An 18,489-nucleotide genomic window follows, 5' to 3' on the forward strand; every position below is an offset into this window, starting at 1 on the left:
GATGGAAAGCATACTCGACAAAATCAACGAATGGCTGAAGACGATGCTTGTAGAAGGCATCATCACAAATTTGTCGGGGATGTTTGATAACGTCAACCAGCAGGTTGGCGAAATCGCAGGTCAAGTGGGACTGACGCCGGAGGCATGGAATGCCGGCGTCTTTTCCATGATCCGCAGCCTCTCCGAAAGTGTCGTCATCCCCATCGCGGGTGTGATCCTTGCCTTTGTGATGACCTACGAGCTCATCCAAATGGTCATCGACCGGAATAATCTTCATGACATCGATACCTGGATCTTTTTCAAGTGGATCTTTAAAACCTTTGTGGCCGTTCTTCTGGTCACCCATACCTTTGATATCGTCATGGGCATCTTCGATATGGCGCAGTCAGTAGTCAACAGCGCTTCCGGCGTCATTTCAGCGGACGCCTCGGTGGATCTTGCCACTACAGTGGCAGACCTTCAGACAAGGCTGAGCGCCATGGAACTGGGACCCCTCTTCGGACTCTGGTTTCAGAGTCTGTTTATCGGCTTTACCATGCAAGCCCTGAGTATCTGTATCTTCCTGGTCATCTATGGCCGCATGATTGAGATCTATCTGGTCACGTCGGTGGGACCAATCCCCATGGCCACCATGGTCAACCGGGAATGGGGCGGTATGGGACAGAATTATCTTCGGTCCCTCTTGGCACTAGCCTTCCAGGCCTTTCTCATCATGGTCTGTGTCGGCATTTATGCCGTCATGGTGCAGAACATCGCCACGGAAACTGACATCATCAAGGCCGTTTGGACTACACTCGGCTACACCGTTCTGCTCTGCTTCACCCTGTTCAAGACCGGAAGTCTTGCCAAATCCATCTTCAATGCCCATTAAGCGAAAAGACGAATGCTGATAATTCCATCTGAAAATAGGCACACGAAAAAACGGCCAATGTACTTTGGCCGCAATGCTTGTGTAGTTTCGTTTGGACGCTTGGACAAAATCTTGTGGGATTTACTCATTGAGAACGTAGAAAAAACCTTCCCAGTCCCAAAAAGCATAGATGTACTTGTCCTCTATATCGCCCTTTACTGAATAGAGACGAACGGTTGATTCATTGAACTTTGCCTTGCCTAAATACTTACCCTTATCAGCAATTGTAAAGTCAAGGCCATTGATCTGCCGATATTCAGTCTCTCCGATTGTGAGGACATCCCACTCTGCGCCAGTAATTTCACCGATGACTCGACTCTCCCGAACGTACAAAGCTGTAACTAGAACTAGGATACCCAAAACAACTATAAGCACAGTCTTTTTTCTCAATGGTACACCTCCCAACCAAATTTATTAAATATCAGGATAAAAATCCTGGAAAAATTCATTGATATCAAATCAATTATATCATTTGCGCATTGCCCATCGTGAGCAGTTTTTATCAAATCCAAATCACTCGACAGAAGTGTATTCTCACCAAATCCATCTTCAATGCCCACTAAGCGAAAGGAGGAAAGCCTGTGGCCTATGTCCCTGTACCGAAGGATCTGACCAAGATCAAAACCAAAGTGATGCTCAATCTCACCAAGCGACAACTGATTTCATTTGGCAGTGGTGCTCTACTGGGCGTTCCGCTGTTTTTTCTTGCCAAGCCCCACATGAGTGTCAGCACGGCAGCGCTACTCATGGTGCTGTCCATGCTGCCATTTTTCCTGCTGGCCATGTATGAACGAAACGGTCAGCCCCTGGAAAAGATCCTTTATCAGCTCATTCAGAGCCGATTCATCCGACCGAAGAAGCGCCCTTACCGGACCGACAACTTATATGCCGCCGTAGAGCGGCAAACCAATCTGGACAAGGAGGTAAAAGCGATTGTCCACCAAGAAAACCATCCAACGAAAACTCAGCCGCGAGGAAAGAAATCGCATTGAAAGCGCCATCGCCAGAGCCAAGCGAGACAGCAAGGTTCCGGCAACGGCCCAGCAGACGATCCCTTACCTGCGCATGCATCCCGACGGCATCTGTCAGGCAACGGATGCCTTATATACCAAGACCATTCAGTTTCAGGACATCAACTATCAGCTGGCTCAGAACGAGGACAAGACGGCCATCTTTGACGGCTGGTGTGATTTTCTCAACTACTTTGACAGCTCCATCCGCTTTCAGTTCTCTTTCCTGAATCTGAGCGCCAGCATCGAGGAATTCGAGCAGTCCATCCTGATCCCGAACCAGAACGATGACTTCGATGACATCCGAGAAGAATATGCCAATATGCTCAGAGGTCAGCTGGCCAAAGGCAACAACGGCCTGTCCAAGACCAAGTTCATCACCTTTGGCATTGAAGCAGAGAATCTTCGCACGGCGAAGCCCAGGCTGGAGCGCATCGAGAATGATCTCCTGAACAGCTTCAAGCGCCTTGGCGTCGCAGCAGATCCTTTGAGCGGCAAAGACCGCCTGAAGCTCCTACACAGCATCTACCATCTGGACGGTCAGGAGCGCTTTCTCTTTGACTGGGACTGGCTGCCATTATCGGGCCTTTCTACCAAGGACTATATTGCGCCTTCATCCTTTGATTTTTCCGAGAGCAGGAACTTTCGGATGGGCAGAAAGAATTGCTCCGTTTCCTTCCTCCAGATCCTCGCCCCCGAGCTCAACGACCGCATGCTGGCGGATTTTCTGTCCATGGACAACAGTCTGGTGGTGACGCTCCATATCCAGTCCATCGATCAGACCTCGGCCATCAAGACCATCAAGCGAAAAATCACCGATCTGGACCGGATGAAGATCGAAGAGCAGAAGAAGGCCGTCCGTTCCGGCTACGACATGGACATCATCCCGTCAGACCTGGCTACCTACGGCGGTGAAGCCAAGAAGCTGCTGCAGGATCTGCAGAGCCACAATGAGCGTATGTTCCTCATGACCTTTCTGATCATGAATACCGCCGATGGTAAACAGACGTTGGACAACAACATCTTTCAGGCCCAGGGCATTGCCCAGAAATACAACTGTCAGCTGGTCCGGTTGGACTTCCAGCAGGAATCCGGCCTCAACTCATCCCTGCCACTTGGTCACAATCAGATTGAGATCCAGCGAGGCCTGACCACCTCCAGCACCGCCATCTTTGTGCCTTTCACCACCCAAGAACTGTTCCAGCGCGAAGGAGAGCCTCTCTATTACGGGCTTAATTCATTGTCCAACAACCTGATCATGGTGGATCGGAAAGCCCTGAAGAATCCCAACGGCCTGATCCTGGGCACCCCTGGCAGCGGCAAGTCCTTCTCCGCCAAGCGTGAGATCGCCAATGCCTTTCTCATTACTCAGGACGACATCACCATCTGCGACCCTGAGGGTGAGTATTACCCCCTGGTGGAGCGCCTGCAGGGCCAGGTCATCAAGATCTCACCCACCAGCGGACATTTCATCAATCCCATGGACATCAATCTGAACTACTCAGAGGACGAAAGCCCGTTGTCCCTGAAATCCGACTTTATTCTCTCCCTTTGTGAGCTTATCGTCGGCGGCAGAGAGGGCCTCCAGCCCATTGAAAAGACGGTCATCGACCGCTGTGTCCGCATGGTGTATCAAGCCTATCTAAATGAGCCAAGGCCAGAGAACGTCCCCATCTTGGGTGACCTTCACCGAATCCTCCTGGAACAGCCGGAAAAGGAAGCCCGGCTCATTGCAACGGCATTGGAGATCTACGTCACCGGCTCCCTCAACGTCTTTAACCACCGGACCAATGTGAATATCCAGAACCGCCTGGTCTGCTTTGATATCAAGGAACTGGGCAAGCAGCTGAAGAAGCTGGGCATGCTCATCGTCCAGGACCAGGTCTGGGGTCGCGTGACCGCCAACCGGGCGGAAGGCCGAAGCACCCGCTACTACATTGATGAATTCCATCTGCTACTCAAGGAAGAGCAGACCGCCGCCTACTCCGTGGAGATCTGGAAGCGATTCCGGAAGTGGGGCGGCATCCCGACGGGCATTACCCAGAACGTCAAGGACCTGCTGTCCTCCCGGGAGATCGAAAACATCTTTGAAAACAGCGACTTCGTCTACATGCTGAACCAGGCAGGCGGGGACCGACAGATCCTGGCCAAGCAGCTCAACATCTCTCCCCACCAGCTGTCCTATGTCACCCATTCCGGTGAAGGTGAAGGCCTGTTGTTCTATGGGAATGTGATCCTGCCCTTTGCAGACCGTTTCCCCAAGGATACCGAGCTTTACCGCATCATGACGACGAAGCCAGCTGAGGTCAAGGGGGTGTGAGATGAGCGCTAAGAAAGCCAAACGAACCGTCACCCGGCTTCAGTTCACAGAGGAGGAGCGCAGCAGCCCGGAGCTTCAAAAAGCCACGCAGAAGGCGGACAAGGCTGCGAATAAGCTGGAGAAGGCTGCAAAAAAGTCCAAGGCAGAATCGCTGGGAACCCACGAGAAGAGCATTTCCTTTGGTCCCATGAAAAAGCCAGTGAAGCTGCAGTTTGAAGAGCTTCAGGTGAAGAAAACACCCTCAGCTTTCAAGTCCGCTGCGACAGCCTTGCCTGCTGCTGAGGTCCACCGGCAGATTGCCAAATCTGAAGATGACAATGTCGGCGTGGAGGCTGCCCACCGCCTGGAAGGAACCGCTGAAGGCACCGTCCGGACTGCGCAGAATGCGCACCGCTCCCATGCACTGAAAGCGGAGCGAAAATCCCTGAAGGCGGAGAAGAAACTGGACCAGGCCAACGTCAGCCTGCTTCAAAAACGGGCAGCCAGTGAACAGCCGCTCTTATCGACCAATCCCTTATCCCGCTGGCAGCAAAAGCAGGCCATTAAGAAGGAATACGCTGCTGCCAAAGCAGGAAAAGGTGCGGAAAACGTTCAGAAGGCGGCCCAAACCACCGTGAAAACAGCGAAAAAAGCGAAGGAGGCGCTGGAGAAGGCGACCGCTTTCATTGCCCGGCACAGCAAAGTTTTTCTGGGCATTATCGGCATCTTCTTTGTTGTCATGCTGATTTTAAACACCTTTGCCAGCTGCTCTCAGATGGCCGTGGGCGGGCTCAATGCCTTTCTCACCACCTCCTACACTGCATCCGACGAGGACATCACTGCCGCTGACCTGGAGTACACCAGACTGGAGGCAGAACTTCAGTATGACCTGCTTAACATCGAGCGGGATTATCCCGGTTTTGATGAATACCGCTACACGGTTGATCCCATCGGCCATGATCCTCATGAGCTGATCGCCTATCTGACTGCGAGGTTCGAAGATTTTACCTATGCGGAGGTCGAGGCTGAGCTGCGATCTCTCTTTTCTTCCATGTACAGCTTAAGCATCACGGAGACCGTTGAAGTGCGGTACCGGACAGAAACCCGATACCGGCCTATACCGTGACCGATCCGGAAACCGGTGAGATCCAGACCATTCGCGAAAGCTATGAGGTGGAGGTCCCTTATAATTTCTACATCCTGAACATCAACCTGAGCAGCCAGTCCTTGTACTCCGTCGTTTATCCGCGCATGAGCGCTGACCAGCGGGAAATGTATCTCGTGTATATGGATACCAAGGGCAACAAACAGTATTTCGGCAATCCCTTTACCTTCAATTGGCCAAGCCATGTCACCAGCCTTTACGGCTGGCGGGTCCATCCCATCACGGATCGGCTGCAGATTCATCGCGGACTCGATCTAGGTGTAGCTTTAGGCACACCGATCCAGTCCATCCATGACGGCGAAGTGGTCCGAGTCGGCTACGATGCCAGCGGCTATGGCAACTATGTGGTCATTGCGGACAAGGACGGCTACCGCAGCACCTATGCCCACTGCTCCAGCATTCTGGTAACAGAAGGACAGAGTGTCCTGCGGGGACAGGCTATCGCCAAGGCCGGAAGCACCGGTGCCAGTACGGGCAGCCATCTGCACCTGGAACTGACGTTAAATGGCCAGTATCTCAATCCCTATTTCTTCATCGAGGGGACTGACCCCTACACCCCGCCAGACGTCGGTGGCACCAATGGCGCCTATACCGACTACGATATCCCGCCGGAAGCGCTGTCAGATCCCACCTTCGCGGCCCTGATCAAGGAAGCTGAAAAGTATCTGGGTTATCCCTATGTTTGGGGAGGCTCCACGCCATCGACGTCTTTTGACTGCTCCGGCTTTGTCTGCTGGGTGTTTAAAAATTCGGGCGTCTATCCTCTATCAAGGACCACTGCCCAAGGGATCTTTGACCAGTGCGCCATCATCCCACCCTCGGAGGCCAAGCCAGGCGACATTGTGTTTTTCACCGGCACTTACGACAGTATCGGTCCGGTTTCCCATGTGGCCATCTACGTGGGCGACGGCATGATGATCCACGCCGGAAACCCCATCCAGTACGCCTCCATGAACACCTCATATTTCCAATCCCATTTTTACGCCTTCGGGCGTTTGCCAAGGAGGTAACCATGAATCCAAAGATACAAAAACTGACGGAGGAGATCGATAAGATCACCCATCGAATCAAAAGCCTCGAAGCCAGACTCATAGAGCTTAAGGCACAAAAGGACGAGCTGGAGAAGACTGAAATCGTGGAAATGGTCCGCAGCGTCTCCGCGACTCCGGAAGAGCTGGCCGCATTCATCAGGGCGTTTCGCGAAACAGACGGAGCGCCCGATTATTTTAAAAAACAGGAGGATAACGTCAATGAAAATGAGTAAGAAATGGCCTCGTGCTTCAGGCCTACTGCTGGTCATGCTGCTTTGCCTTTCCATTCTCTCAGTCCCGGCCTATGCCAAGACTGATGAATCCAAGGCGATCACGGCAAGCTCTGATCCGATAGAGGAAGCTGTGGTGGTACCGACTACCGAGGCCGCACCCTCGGAGCCCGTCAAAGAAACAGAACCGGAAGCTGCTGTGCCCCTGAGCCCGGAAGGAAATCTGACCATTGTGGATGACCTGGAAGGTGAACAGGCCGAAGACAAGCAGTTCATTACGGTCAAAACCAAAGCGGGCAACACCTTCTATCTGATCATCGACCGGGCCGGTAAGGAAAATAACGTCTACTTCCTGAACCTGGTGGATGAAGCAGACCTCAGAGCCCTGATGGAGGAGGACGGTACCCTGGAGCCACTGCCGGGTGAAGGTGCCGTCCCAACCGTTCCTGAGCCAGAACCCGAGCCTACAACGGATCCAGAAACGGAAGTGGAGGAACCCGTACCTGCAAAAAACATGAACCCTGTACCAATCCTCATGGTCCTCCTGGTCATTCTGGGCGGTACCGGACTGTGGTACTTCAAGCTGAGAAAGCCTAAACCCAGCGTCAAGGGAAGCACCAATCTGGATGAGTACAGCTTTGATGATGATGACGACTATGAAGAAAAACTGCTGGTTGAAGAGGACCAGGAAGCTTTCGAATCGGAGCGTGATGACGAATGACGCATTTTACGGACAGTCCCTTTGAACGGCTGATGAAGCAAAAGCCCAGGCAGCGGCAGGAGAAGCTCTCTCCTGTCCTGCCCAAGACCCATCCCTGCCATGGCTGCAGCTATCTTCAGGAAAACTGTTGCACCGGTGTCTGCTACCGAGAGCTGATCCTCCCCAACAAGAATAGGAAGGTGGACAAATGAGACTGGTAATCGCAGAAAAACCAAGTGTCGCCCAGTCCATTGCCGCAGTGCTGGGAGCAAACAGCAGAAAGGACGGATATCTGGAAGGAACGGATGTCCTGGTTTCCTGGTGTGTCGGACATCTTGTGGAGCTCTCCCCAGCGGATGTCTACGACGAGCGCTTTGGCAAATGGCGCTTTGAGGATCTGCCGATCCTTCCGGAGTCCTGGAAGTACCAGGTGCCCAAGGACAAGCAAAAGCAATTCAAGATCCTGAAAAGCCTGATGGGTGAAGCCCGAGTGACGGAGATCATCTGCGCCACAGATGCCGGACGTGAAGGGGAACTGATCTTCCGTTTGGTCTATCGCCAGGCGGGATGTCAGAAACCGGTGAAGCGCCTTTGGATCAGCTCCATGGAGGATAAGGCCATCAGCGAAGGCTTCAGGAAACTAAAGCCCAGCCAGGAATATGATCTGCTCTATCAATCTGCCCTCTGCCGGGCGCAGGCGGATTGGCTGGTTGGAATCAACGCAACGAGACTCTTTTCCGTTTTGTATCGTCAGACCCTTAATGTTGGACGCGTCATGTCTCCCACGCTGTCCATGATCGTGGACCGCTGGTCTGCCATTCAGGATTTCAGATCCGAGCCATTCTACACCGTTGTGCTGAAGCTACCCTGCTTTGAAGCATCCGGTGAAAAGCTGAAGATCAAGGCCGAGGCTGAAAAACTCCTGGCTCAATGCCAGAGGAAATCCGCCACAGTCACTGAAGTAAGGACCCAGGAGAAGACGGAAAAACCGCCCAAGCTTTATGACCTGACCACCCTGCAGCGGGAAGCCAACCGGCTTCTCGGCTATACCGCCCAGCAGACGCTGGATTATGCCCAAAGTCTCTATGAAAAAAAACTCATCACCTATCCCCGAACCGACAGCCGCTACCTGACGGCTGACATGGCGCAGTCCACTGCAGGCGTCCTTCAGTCAGCACTTTTCCTTTTGCCGGAGAATGTGACGAAGGGATATTCGACGGATCTAAAGCAATTGCTGGATGATTCCAAGGTCAGCGACCATCACGCCATCATCCCGACCCATGCTCTGAAGGAAAATATCCTGGAGAGTCTGCCCAAGGGCGAGCAGGAGCTCTTAAAGCTACTGGCCATACGCCTCATTACAGCCGCCGGGGAAGCCCATCGGTATTCGGAAACGACGGTCATTCTGGACTGCTTCGGCCAACGATTCACCGCCAAGGGAAAAACGATCCTTCAGTCCGGCTGGAAGTCTGTGGAGGAGTATTATCGCAACACGCTAGCCACTCGAAAATCGGAGAAGAAAACGGATGCCCCACTGCCCAGATTGGAAAAGGACCAGTGTTTTGATGCGGTCTCTGTCCGTCTGGACGAGGGGAAAACCACTCCGCCCAAGCTGTTTACCGAGGATACGCTGCTCTCTGCCATGGAAAATGCTGGCCTGGAGGATCTGCCTGAGGATGCGGAACGAAAAGGTCTGGGGACTCCGGCCACACGGGCAGGTATCCTGGAAAAGCTGATCAAGACTCAGCTCGTGGAGCGCCGAGGTGATAAAAAGCTCAAGACTCTGCAGCCTACTCATATGGGAGTTGCTCTGGCCACGATCCTGCCGGAGCAGATCAAATCCCCTCAGATGACGGCGGAATGGGAGGAAAAGCTGAAGCGCATTGAAAAGGGTCAGCTCTCACCTGAGATCTTCATGGCGGAGATCTCTCAGCACCTGAAGGATCTGGTCAGAACCTATCGGGCGGTCTCTGAAACCCCCGGTGAGCTGGCCTTGAATCCGGAAAGCATCGGACCCTGCCCGCGCTGCCAGGATCAGGTGCTGGAAGGGGAACGTCGCTTTTTCTGCCAGAACAAGACCTGTGCATTCGCCCTATGGAAGGACAACCGTTTCTTCAAGGACAAGAAAAAGGTCCTGACTCGCGAGGTAGCTGCTGCTCTTCTTCAGGAAGGCAGCATCCTGATGAAAAACCTGTATTCGCCCAAGACGCAAAAGACCTACGATGCCCGAATCATCATGGAGGATACCGGCGGCAAGTACGTCAATTTCAGGCTGGATTTCACGCCGGGTGAAAACAAGGATAAGGACAAAACATCGACAAAAAAAACAAGTCTTTTCTGCACACAAGCAGAAAAAAGCGGTTCCCCTCAAACTGAGGAAAACCGCGGGTTTTCTGGCGGAGAAGGAGGGATTTGAACCCTCGCGACGGCTCTAAACCGTCCTACTGCATTTCGAGTGCAGACCCTTCAGCCACTTGGGTACTTCTCCGTGTTATATCTCCAAACATCAGGTCTCAGATATCCCTCGGAAAAAGGAGAGAACTGATGGAGAGAACTTGGGGTATTAAGTTGTCAAGGCGACTCAGCAAAGCGAGTCATATCAATGGTTTGAAGTTTTAGGCTTCCAGATATCGCATTCGGTTTCGAGTCGTTTGTCTTGTGCACACTATAGTGGAAATTAAAGGAAGATGGCAGCATAGAGAAGTACCTACAAACCCACTTATTTCAGCGTTTTCTGGACCCGAATACTGAAAGGCCTTGAAAAATCAATAGTTCGAATCAACCCCGATTTTGGCGCTTTTTTTGGAAAAAGGAGAGAATTTGGAGAGAACAAGAGAGATTTAGGAGAGAACAAAGGGCTTTTCTAACTGTTATATATAGAGCTTCAGGATCACCTGCCGTTGACAATCCAATTAAGGAAAAGGTGATTCAATGAAGAAAATAAACAGTAAATACGATTATCTGCTCAAGGAATATCCGGCTGTTATCACCAAGGACCAATTCTACCGGATCTGCAACATCAGTAAAAAGACTGCAAAGCATCTTCTGGATAATGGCTTGGTCCCCTGTGTCAACAACGGAAAGAAAACCAGAAAGTACAAACTCAAGATGACCGACGTAATCGAGTATCTTGAAGGCCGGGATATATCTCCTGAGAGCTATATGGCTCCAATTGGATGGTATAAACGAGGACCTACGTACAAGGGACACAATCGGGAACCAAAAGTGTTGACGGAAGAAGAAAGAGCTAAGTTGGCAACGGTCTTTTCTCATAGGATGGCCTATTACCCCGACGTTCTTTCCGTCATCGAAGCATCCGAGATTACTGGCTATCATCGAAATTCGGTTGCTAAATGGTGTACCAAGGATCTGATGCAATGTTTCAATATGGGAAACAGGTATCTGATCCCAAAGCCATCTCTCCTGGAATTTATGTTGAGTCCCTACTTTCAGGGCTTGAAATCTAAAATCGACTAGGAAATAAGGAATTGAATAATCAACCGTTTAAAACCGCCACCCTCAAAGGTGACGGTTTTTGTATTGGAGTCTGTAGTATTCTTAAAGTGTATCAGCCGTATCACATTTAGCTGCCAGTTCATCATCGATTTTCCAAGACTGATCAATCTCAAAAATAATCAAAATAAATCGCAGTATTCATTTGTTAATCAATAAATTTTTTATCTAAATAGAAAGCACCCTGCTCACATGACAAATTGTCATAGATAGGATGCTTCGTAATGATTATACCGAAAATTCATTGCATTTCTGCTCAAGTAAGTTGAAATCAAAACAAACGGGTCTGATTTTTTGAATCAGAGGTTTAGGATTGTCGGCCTTCAATATTTCATTATAAAGATTATTTGCTGTCCTAATTATCTTTTCTTTTTTAGGCTCAATCACTTTTTATGTGGGATTATGATTTTCCCTGTTTACACGGAGAGGTCGACGTGGTAGCCTGACTGGCCGACTAGCCCAGCATTTATGCAGCCTAGCGGCAAGGCTGGCGGAACCACGCCGACAGAGGCTCCATGTCAACTTGGGAAAATCCCACAGTTTTTGTGATTGACCCCTTTTTTATGCCTAATAGCAATGATTTCTTTATTGAGTAGATTCTTATAATTCTGATCTATGCAGTTATCTACATCGATAAGAACTATTTGTGAATCAGGTACCGGAATCATATTATTTAAACATAATATTGCGAGAAGATCACCGCCATCCTCAATTCTTATTGAGGTCAATGAGTCTTTCCAATTCTGATACTTTGGTTTCACTGAAGTAAGGGGAGCATAAAATTTATGGTTGTTTATATCCATTACAATCCCAACGTACGGTCTTTGCTTGCCTTTATCACTGTTACTCCAGACATGTGATTCAAAATTTCTCAAGTAGTCTGTATATTGATCTGTAACATAATATAGTTTTAACTCTTCAGATGGTTGACTTTGTAGCATTTGAATCCTCCATGAAAAAAGGCAACTAATGAATAGTTGCCTCTTTGTTATTGCTCCCACTCATGGTAGGGATTCACCAATTGTTATCGCTCTCACTTATGGTAGAGACTCACCAAATGTTATAGCTCCCACTTCTGGCAGGGACTCTCCTATCTGTACTCTTATTATATCTCCGTAAGGTGAAAAAGTAAAGTGAAAAATCTTAGCTCACTAATTGCTCACGACTATGAAAATCAGTATCACCATAATCAATATATGCACATATGGTTCATATAAGCACAATTATACAAAATTATCTCAAAAAAACAAGCAAAAATTATTTTAGGAGGTCAAGAATGAACAAACAACCGATCCCGCCCTACAGGCAAGTCATCCAATTGGCGGAGCAGCAAGGCGAAGCCTTTGCCGAAGTCGTATCTGAATCCTTTGATGATCTGGAAAACCTGGGTGAATTCGTCGATACCCTGTTTTACATGTATTCCATCACAGATGATGAGCAATTCGCTGTTTTGCTTGGAATGATGTACGAGATCATGGGTAGCCAGATGCCTGAAGAAATCAACTGCCATATTGTCATGGTGCAGAGGCCCAGTATTATCTACAGCTGCTTCTTGAGCTCATTCCTCACAGGAATTCTGAATCGGGTCGGAGGTGATCTTCCTTGTCCTGCAATGTGATCGCCATTGTCAATCAGAAAGGTGGAGTCGGCAAGACCACCACCTGCACCAATCTGGGCATAGGATTGGCCACCGAAGGCAAGAAGGTCTTGCTTGTGGATTGCGATCCTCAGGGCAGCTTGACGATCAGTTTGGGTCATTCTCAGCCGGATCAGCTGCCAGTGACACTCTCCTCTGTCTTAGGAAAGACTATGAATGACACAGCACTTTCTCCCCAGGAAGGCATCCTACATCATTCTGAAGGTGTGGATCTGATGCCAGCCAATATTGAATTGTCCGGGCTTGAGGTCTCGTTGGTCAATGTGATGAGCCGGGAAAAAATCCTTAAACAGTATCTGGATGGAATCAAATCAGGCTACGACTACATCCTGATGGACTGTATGCCCTCTCTTGGCATGCTGACGGTCAACACCCTGGCCGCCGCAGACAGCGTCCTAATTCCTGTCCAAGCCCAGTATTTGTCCGCTAAAGGCCTGGAGCAGCTGCTTCAAACCATCAACAAAGTCCGCAAGCAAATCAATCCCAAGCTGAAGATCGATGGCATCCTTCTGACTATGGTGGACAACCGGACCAATGACTCCAAGGAAATCAGTGCTCTTCTGCGAGAAACCTACGGAACAAAGGTGAAGGTGTTTGACTCGGCCATCCCCCACTCCGTCCGGGCGGCAGAAACTGCTTCCTATGGGAAAAGTATCTTTGCCCATGATCCCAAGAGTAAAGTGGCAGAAGCCTACAAAAATCTGACGAAGGAGGTGATGAAGCTTGAAACCCAGCGGCAGAAATCTAAATCTGACCTCCTACGATGAGATATTTCAGACTGAAGAAACCAGGATCGAAGCTTTTCAGGAAAAAGTCATCGATATTCCTCTGACGGAGCTGCATCCATTTAAGAATCATCCCTTTAAAGTTACAAATGATGAATCCATGCTGGAGACCGCCGATAGCATCACCAAGCACGGCGTCCTGGTGCCGGTCATCGCGCGTCCCCGTGAGGAAGGCGGGTATGAGTTGATCTCCGGGCATCGCCGCAAAAGAGCCAGTGAGCTGGCTGGTAAGGAGACTCTCCCGTGTATTGTACGCAATCTCGACGATGACGCTGCCACCATTATCATGGTTGACAGCAATATTCAGCGTGAGAACATCCTGCCCAGTGAGCGCGCCTTCGCCTATAAATTGAAACTGGATGCAATTAGAAGACAGGCAGGACGGCCCTCGAATAAATCCCGACAAGTTGTCGGGAATTTAGAAAGTGCGGATATTGTAGGGAAAGATGCTGGAGAAAGTGGCCGCCAAGTCCAACGCTATATCCGCTTGACAGAACTTGTCCCTGAGCTGCTCGATATGGTCGATGTCAAGAAGATCGCATTCAATCCTGCAGTTGAGCTATCTTACCTCATGCCTCATGAACAGGTCCAGCTGATGGAAGCCATGGACATGGAGCAGGCCACACCTTCCTTGTCTCAGGCTCAGCGCTTAAAGAAATACAGTCAGGACGGCAAGCTGACCTTTGATGTTATGACCGCCATCATGTCTGAAGAGAAAAAAGGCGAGCCGGACAAGGTCACCCTCACCGGAGAGAAGCTCAAAAAGTATTTTCCTAAATCCTACACGCCCCAGCAGATGGAGGAAACCATTATCAAGCTGCTGGAAGGCTGGTCGCGGAAGCGCCAGCAATCACAGGAACGGTAATTCCCCTCCGAGGTGCTTCGATGAGAAGCGCTTTTTTTATTCAACCGGTCGAAGGGAGGGATGCAGATGGCTGTATTTCGAGTTGAGAAAACGAGGGACTACACCGTTATGGCGAATCATCATCTGAAAAACAAGGATCTGTCGCTGAAGTCCAAAGGGCTTCTATCTCAGATGCTCTCACTCCCGGAAGACTGGGACTACACCCTCAAGGGACTTTCCATGATCAACCGGGAGAGTATCGATGCCATCCGGGAAGCAGTCCGTGAACTGGAACGGGCAGGATACATCGTCCGAACCAGAGAGAGAAATGAGTTTGGTCACCTTAAGGGTACAGACTACACGATTTATGAAAAGCCTCACCTGGCGACAAATTCTACAGAAAACATGGAGCCAATATCGGAGAAGCCAGTATTGGAAAGACCAATGTTGGAAAATCCAATCTTGGATAATCCAGTGTTGGAGAAACCTACGTTGGAAAATCCAACGCAATTAAATACTAAGAAAACAAATAAAGATTCATTAAAGACTAAGGGATTAAGTAAACATCCATCAATCCCTGATCAATCAAGAGAAACCACGATCGAGAAGGATGAGATTGGATTGGATGCTCATTCCATCAAGGAGTCCATCCAGGAGAAAATCGAATACAAGTTCATTGTTCAGCGTTATGACAAAGATCGTCTTGATGAAATCGTGGACCTGATGGTGGAGACCCTCTGTTCCAAGCGAGACTACATCACCGTTGCCGGGGATGATTATCCTGCATCATTGGTCAAGGAACGGCTGCAGCGCATCGACAGCACCCACATCGAATATGTCTTTGAATGCCTGGATAAAAACACCACCTTCATCCGGAATATCAAGAAATATCTGCTGACGACGCTATTCAATGCTCCAACCACCATCGATAGCTATTACACAGCGCTGGTGAAACATGATCTTTACGGAGCAGGTTCCCACTTTTACGAGGATCTAGGGAGCCTTATTAAGCCCGGCAAATAAGATGGGGTTTATTTTCATGCAAGTTTCGCAAATCAAATTAGCACGATTATCAAATTTCAAAGTTTCATCCGGCCTTAAGAACCTGATTCAAAAGTTCATCTTTTCTGAAAGGAGTTACTCAAAATGAAAAGACCTCTCGCCTATATCACAGCTTCATGGGGTGTTGATCCTACTGAAAATACGGAGATTGCCGCCAAATACAGCAGGAAAGTATTTGATGCTGGCTACAGTCCGATATGTCCTATCCTTATGCTTTCAACCTTCATTGATGACGGCATTCCCCAGGAGCATAAGGACAGACAGGACATTGAGCTTGATTACCTCAGACGCTCCAATGTCCTCGTAGTCTGTGGCTCTCGGATCGACGAAGCCGTGAAAAACGACATTGCCATTGCTGAGCGATATCGCATCCCGGCAACCACATTAAGTGGCATCCTGACCGTTAAAAGCCACGGTCAGAAGACCCTCAAATAGCATAATTCCGGATTATGCACAAAACATGGCTTAAAAGGAATGTTTCGTGCAATTTCAAAAACAGAAAAGGAGAAGAAATCTATGGATGTATTGATTGTTGAACCTGAAAAATCGCCGCGTATGGCCAGTATCACCGGTGATCTGAACTCTCTGCAGCAGGTTGTAGGCGGCTACATCGAAGCCGTCTATCCCTACGATGACCCGGTTGCCATCGTTTGCCATGAAGAAGGCAAGCTCATCGGCCTCCCGCTTAACCGAAAACTTGAGGACTACGACATCATCGCCGGGACCTTCATCGTCTGCGGGCTTGGCGAAGAGGATTTTGATTCCCTCACACCAGAGCTGACAGAAAAGTACCGCGAGAAATTTGCTGATCCGGAGATCTTCATGAAGATGGGCAACCGCATCGTCGCCATACCTATCAAACCCAAGGACGATCTGCATGTAGCCAAACCGAAACAAAAGTCCACGGAACCGGAGCTCTAAAATTTACGGATCTTTACGAGTTTACTTATTTCAAATGCAAGTTACGTATTTTTGTAAATTGATTTCACCTAATCACGAGAGGAGGACTTTTTCATGCAGGAAGAAGTGGAAAACAGGACCGTTGCCCTGGCTGTCAGTACCACCCGAATGACCGGACGTGTTCTGAAGGCCGCACTCATCAAGGTTTTGGCTGAAATGAAGAAGAGCCGGGACAGTCCGCCACAGATCCCCCACGGCAAGCAGACCGTGAAGGAGCTTATCGGTCAGAATGCCGGTGTCTCCAACATTGAGATCACAGATAAAAACATCAAGTCCTTTGAACAGGTCGCCAGAAAGTACGGCGTAGATTACGCCCTCAAAAAGGACACCACCGGAGAGAAACCCAAATATCTGGTCTTCTTCAAGGCCCGGGATGCCGATGCCCTCACAGCAGCCTTCACAGAATATACGGCGAAGGTCCTCAAGAAGGACAAGCAGCCTTCCATTTTGGAGCAGCTTGCCAAATTTAAGGCTCTGGTTCAGTCCAAGATCATGGACCGGGTGAAAAACAAAGACAAGGAGCTGACGCGATGAATGTAAAAATCAAGCGGATGCTCCTTTTAAATCTCCCCTATGTTCTGATTGCTCTACTTGCCACAAAGCTAGGTGAGGCCTGGCGATATTCTCCAGGACTGGATATCTCCCCAAAAGTGCTGCATCTCAAGGACGGCTTTGCTTTAGCTTTCATGTCTCCCTGGCCGAGCCTGCTCCCGCAGGACCTGATTCTGGGCATTGTGATCGCTGTCGCCATCAAGGTGGCAGTTTATGTGAAAGGCAGGAACGCCAAAAAATACCGAAAAAACATAGAATACGGTTCAGCCCGCTGGGGCAGACCTGAGGACATTAAACCCTTTATCGATCCCACCTTTCGCAACAACGTCATCCTCACGGAGACGGAGCGCCTGACCATGAACAACCGGCCCAAGGACCCAAGGCTGGCACGCAACAAAAACGTCATGGTGGTGGGTGGTTCCGGATCTGGTAAAACACGGTTTTGGCTCAAGCCAAATCTCATGCAGTGCCATTCCAGCTATGTGGTCACCGATCCCAAGGGCGGCGTCGTAGTGGAATGCGGACAGCTTCTCCTGAGGGAAGGCTACAAGATCAAGATCCTCAATACCATCAACTTCAGCAAATCCATGCACTACAATCCCTTTGCCTACATCAAGAGTGAAAAAGACATCCTCAAGCTGGTGACAGCCCTCATTGCCAACACCAAGGGCGAAGGCAAAGCCGGAGATGATTTCTGGGTCAAGGCGGAGACCCTTCTCTATACCGCCCTCATGGGCTACATCCACTATGAAGCACCGGAAAGCGAACGGAATTTTACGACCCTCATCGAGCTCATTAATGCCTCAGAGGTCCGGGAGGACGACGAGGACTTCCAGAACCCGGTGGATCTGATGTTCGCGGCTCTGGAAGAACGTGACTCGGAGCATTTTGCAGTCCGGCAGTACAAGAAATACAAGCTGGCTGCCGGTAAGACCGCCAAATCCATTCTCATCAGCTGCGGGGCACGTCTCGCGCCCTTTGACATCAAGGAGCTCAGAGACCTGACGGCCTACGACGAAATGGAACTGGATGCTCTGGGTGATCGGAAGACTGCGCTGTTCATTATCATCAGCGATACCGACGACACCTTCAACTTCCTGGTTTCCATGGCCTACACGCAGCTCTTCAATCTGCTGTGCGACAAGGCAGATGACGTCTATGGCGGACGTCTGCCTGTGCATGTGCGCTGTCTCATTGATGAGGCGGCGAATATCGGTCAAATTCCCAAGCTGGAAAAGCTGGTGGCCACCATCCGAAGCCGGGAGATCTCAGCCTGTCTGGTGCTGCAAGCCCAATCCCAGCTGAAGGCTCTCTATAAAGATCACTGCGACACCATCATCGGCAATATGGACAGCACGATCTTTCTGGGCGGCAAGGAGCGCACCACATTAAAGGAGCTTTCAGAAACTCTTGGGAAGGAGACCATCGACACTTTCAACACCGGGGAAAGCCGAGGCCGTGAGGTTTCCCACAGTCTGAACTACCAGAAACTCGGAAAGGAGCTGATGAGCATCGACGAACTGGCCGTGCTGGATGGCGGCAAATGCATCCTCCAGCTGCGTGGGGTACGGCCTTTTCTCTCCAACAAGTATGACATCACCAAACACCCCAACTACAAGTACCTCTCCGATGCGGACCCGCGAAACGCCTTCAACATTGAGAAGTACCTGTCCACCCGTCTCAAGCCCAAGCCGGATGAAATCTATGAGGTCTACCACATGGATCTGTCCAACCAACCCGAAGCCGCCGAATGAGCGGCTTTTTTCAACTC

The 18,489-nt window shown here is 50.0% G+C and carries 20 protein-coding genes and 1 tRNA gene; 18 read left to right on the top strand and 3 right to left on the bottom strand.

Annotation, left to right across the window (positions count from 1 at the left end; all coding sequences use genetic code 11):
- Window position 1: 1 nt before the first annotated feature.
- Complete coding sequence (locus P6M73_RS03375; RefSeq protein ID WP_277854725.1) at window positions 2–871, top strand: VirB6/TrbL-like conjugal transfer protein, CD1112 family; 870 nt, start codon at window positions 2–4, stop codon at window positions 869–871.
- A gap of 120 nt (window positions 872–991) precedes the next feature.
- Here P6M73_RS03375 and P6M73_RS03380 read toward each other — a convergent pair whose 3' ends face one another.
- Entirely contained in the window at window positions 992–1,300 is a 309-nt protein-coding gene (locus tag P6M73_RS03380; protein WP_277854726.1) for a hypothetical protein, read from the bottom strand.
- A gap of 191 nt (window positions 1,301–1,491) precedes the next feature.
- Between P6M73_RS03380 and P6M73_RS03385 the strand changes: the two genes are divergently transcribed.
- The 8 genes from P6M73_RS03385 to P6M73_RS03420 all read left to right on the top strand — a co-directional run bounded on the left by P6M73_RS03385 (window position 1,492) and on the right by P6M73_RS03420 (window position 9,761).
- Window positions 1,492–1,902: a PrgI family protein gene (locus P6M73_RS03385; RefSeq protein ID WP_277854727.1), complete on the top strand. Its 411-nt coding sequence runs from the start codon at window positions 1,492–1,494 to the stop codon at window positions 1,900–1,902.
- The gene (locus tag P6M73_RS03390; RefSeq protein ID WP_277854728.1) at window positions 1,844–4,240 is read left to right on the top strand and encodes a VirB4-like conjugal transfer ATPase, CD1110 family; all 2,397 of its coding nucleotides are present in this window, start codon (window positions 1,844–1,846) and stop codon (window positions 4,238–4,240) included. Before P6M73_RS03385 ends, P6M73_RS03390 begins: the two co-directional genes overlap by 59 nt.
- Window position 4,241: 1 nt before the next feature.
- Entirely contained in the window at window positions 4,242–5,345 is a 1,104-nt protein-coding gene (locus P6M73_RS03395; RefSeq protein ID WP_277854729.1) for a CD1108 family mobile element protein, read from the top strand.
- Between the two features lie 161 nt (window positions 5,346–5,506).
- Window positions 5,507–6,394, top strand: coding sequence for a peptidoglycan DD-metalloendopeptidase family protein (locus P6M73_RS03400; protein WP_489666485.1), 888 nt, complete (start codon window positions 5,507–5,509; stop codon window positions 6,392–6,394).
- Window positions 6,395–6,396: 2 nt separating this feature from the next.
- Entirely contained in the window at window positions 6,397–6,648 is a 252-nt protein-coding gene (locus P6M73_RS03405) for a DUF4315 family protein (protein WP_277854731.1), read from the top strand.
- On the top strand, window positions 6,635–7,366 hold the full coding sequence (locus P6M73_RS03410) for a DUF4366 domain-containing protein (RefSeq protein WP_277854732.1): 732 nt from the start codon (window positions 6,635–6,637) through the stop codon (window positions 7,364–7,366). Before P6M73_RS03405 ends, P6M73_RS03410 begins: the two co-directional genes overlap by 14 nt.
- Window positions 7,363–7,557 (top strand): hypothetical protein, encoded by a 195-nt coding sequence (locus tag P6M73_RS03415; RefSeq protein WP_277854733.1) that lies wholly within the window; start codon window positions 7,363–7,365, stop codon window positions 7,555–7,557. Before P6M73_RS03410 ends, P6M73_RS03415 begins: the two co-directional genes overlap by 4 nt.
- The gene (locus P6M73_RS03420; protein WP_277854734.1) at window positions 7,554–9,761 is read left to right on the top strand and encodes a DNA topoisomerase 3; all 2,208 of its coding nucleotides are present in this window, start codon (window positions 7,554–7,556) and stop codon (window positions 9,759–9,761) included. The genes P6M73_RS03415 and P6M73_RS03420 overlap by 4 nt, the downstream gene beginning before the upstream one ends.
- Here the strand turns inward: P6M73_RS03420 and P6M73_RS03425 are convergent.
- Window positions 9,740–9,833: transfer RNA gene (locus tag P6M73_RS03425), tRNA-Ser, on the bottom strand. The two genes, P6M73_RS03420 and P6M73_RS03425, sit on opposite strands and share 22 nt — an antisense overlap.
- Before the next feature lie 443 nt (window positions 9,834–10,276).
- Between P6M73_RS03425 and P6M73_RS03430 the strand changes: the two genes are divergently transcribed.
- A complete protein-coding gene (locus P6M73_RS03430) occupies window positions 10,277–10,822 on the top strand; it encodes a helix-turn-helix domain-containing protein (protein WP_277854735.1) in 546 nt (181 codons plus the stop codon).
- 554 nt (window positions 10,823–11,376) lie between these two features.
- On the opposite strand, the gene P6M73_RS03435 is transcribed toward P6M73_RS03430, so the two are convergent.
- Window positions 11,377–11,799 carry a type III toxin-antitoxin system ToxN/AbiQ family toxin gene (locus tag P6M73_RS03435; RefSeq protein WP_277854736.1) on the bottom strand — a complete coding sequence of 141 codons (423 nt, stop codon included), beginning with the start codon at window positions 11,797–11,799 and terminating at the stop codon, window positions 11,377–11,379.
- A gap of 335 nt (window positions 11,800–12,134) precedes the next feature.
- Between P6M73_RS03435 and P6M73_RS03440 the strand changes: the two genes are divergently transcribed.
- From P6M73_RS03440 to P6M73_RS03475, 8 genes are all read left to right on the top strand, one after another.
- Complete coding sequence (locus tag P6M73_RS03440; protein WP_277854737.1) at window positions 12,135–12,476, top strand: hypothetical protein; 342 nt, start codon at window positions 12,135–12,137, stop codon at window positions 12,474–12,476.
- Window positions 12,461–13,282 carry a ParA family protein gene (locus tag P6M73_RS03445; protein ID WP_277854738.1) on the top strand — a complete coding sequence of 274 codons (822 nt, stop codon included), beginning with the start codon at window positions 12,461–12,463 and terminating at the stop codon, window positions 13,280–13,282. The genes P6M73_RS03440 and P6M73_RS03445 overlap by 16 nt, the downstream gene beginning before the upstream one ends.
- Entirely contained in the window at window positions 13,239–14,165 is a 927-nt protein-coding gene (locus P6M73_RS03450) for a ParB/RepB/Spo0J family partition protein (RefSeq protein ID WP_277854739.1), read from the top strand. The genes P6M73_RS03445 and P6M73_RS03450 overlap by 44 nt, the downstream gene beginning before the upstream one ends.
- A gap of 66 nt (window positions 14,166–14,231) precedes the next feature.
- Complete coding sequence (locus tag P6M73_RS03455) at window positions 14,232–15,167, top strand: DUF6017 domain-containing protein (protein ID WP_277854740.1); 936 nt, start codon at window positions 14,232–14,234, stop codon at window positions 15,165–15,167.
- A gap of 123 nt (window positions 15,168–15,290) precedes the next feature.
- Window positions 15,291–15,641 (top strand): DUF7768 domain-containing protein, encoded by a 351-nt coding sequence (locus P6M73_RS03460; protein WP_277854741.1) that lies wholly within the window; start codon window positions 15,291–15,293, stop codon window positions 15,639–15,641.
- Window positions 15,642–15,722: 81 nt separating this feature from the next.
- Window positions 15,723–16,127 carry a DUF3846 domain-containing protein gene (locus P6M73_RS03465; RefSeq protein WP_277854742.1) on the top strand — a complete coding sequence of 135 codons (405 nt, stop codon included), beginning with the start codon at window positions 15,723–15,725 and terminating at the stop codon, window positions 16,125–16,127.
- 93 nt (window positions 16,128–16,220) lie between these two features.
- On the top strand, window positions 16,221–16,700 hold the full coding sequence (locus tag P6M73_RS03470; RefSeq protein ID WP_277854743.1) for a PcfB family protein: 480 nt from the start codon (window positions 16,221–16,223) through the stop codon (window positions 16,698–16,700).
- Window positions 16,697–18,472 carry a VirD4-like conjugal transfer protein, CD1115 family gene (locus tag P6M73_RS03475; protein WP_277854744.1) on the top strand — a complete coding sequence of 592 codons (1,776 nt, stop codon included), beginning with the start codon at window positions 16,697–16,699 and terminating at the stop codon, window positions 18,470–18,472. The genes P6M73_RS03470 and P6M73_RS03475 overlap by 4 nt, the downstream gene beginning before the upstream one ends.
- Window positions 18,473–18,489 lie beyond the last annotated feature (17 nt).

Source organism: Anaerococcoides asporogena, assembly GCF_029590275.1.
Lineage (GTDB): Bacteria > Bacillota > Clostridia > Clostridiales > Clostridiaceae > JG1575.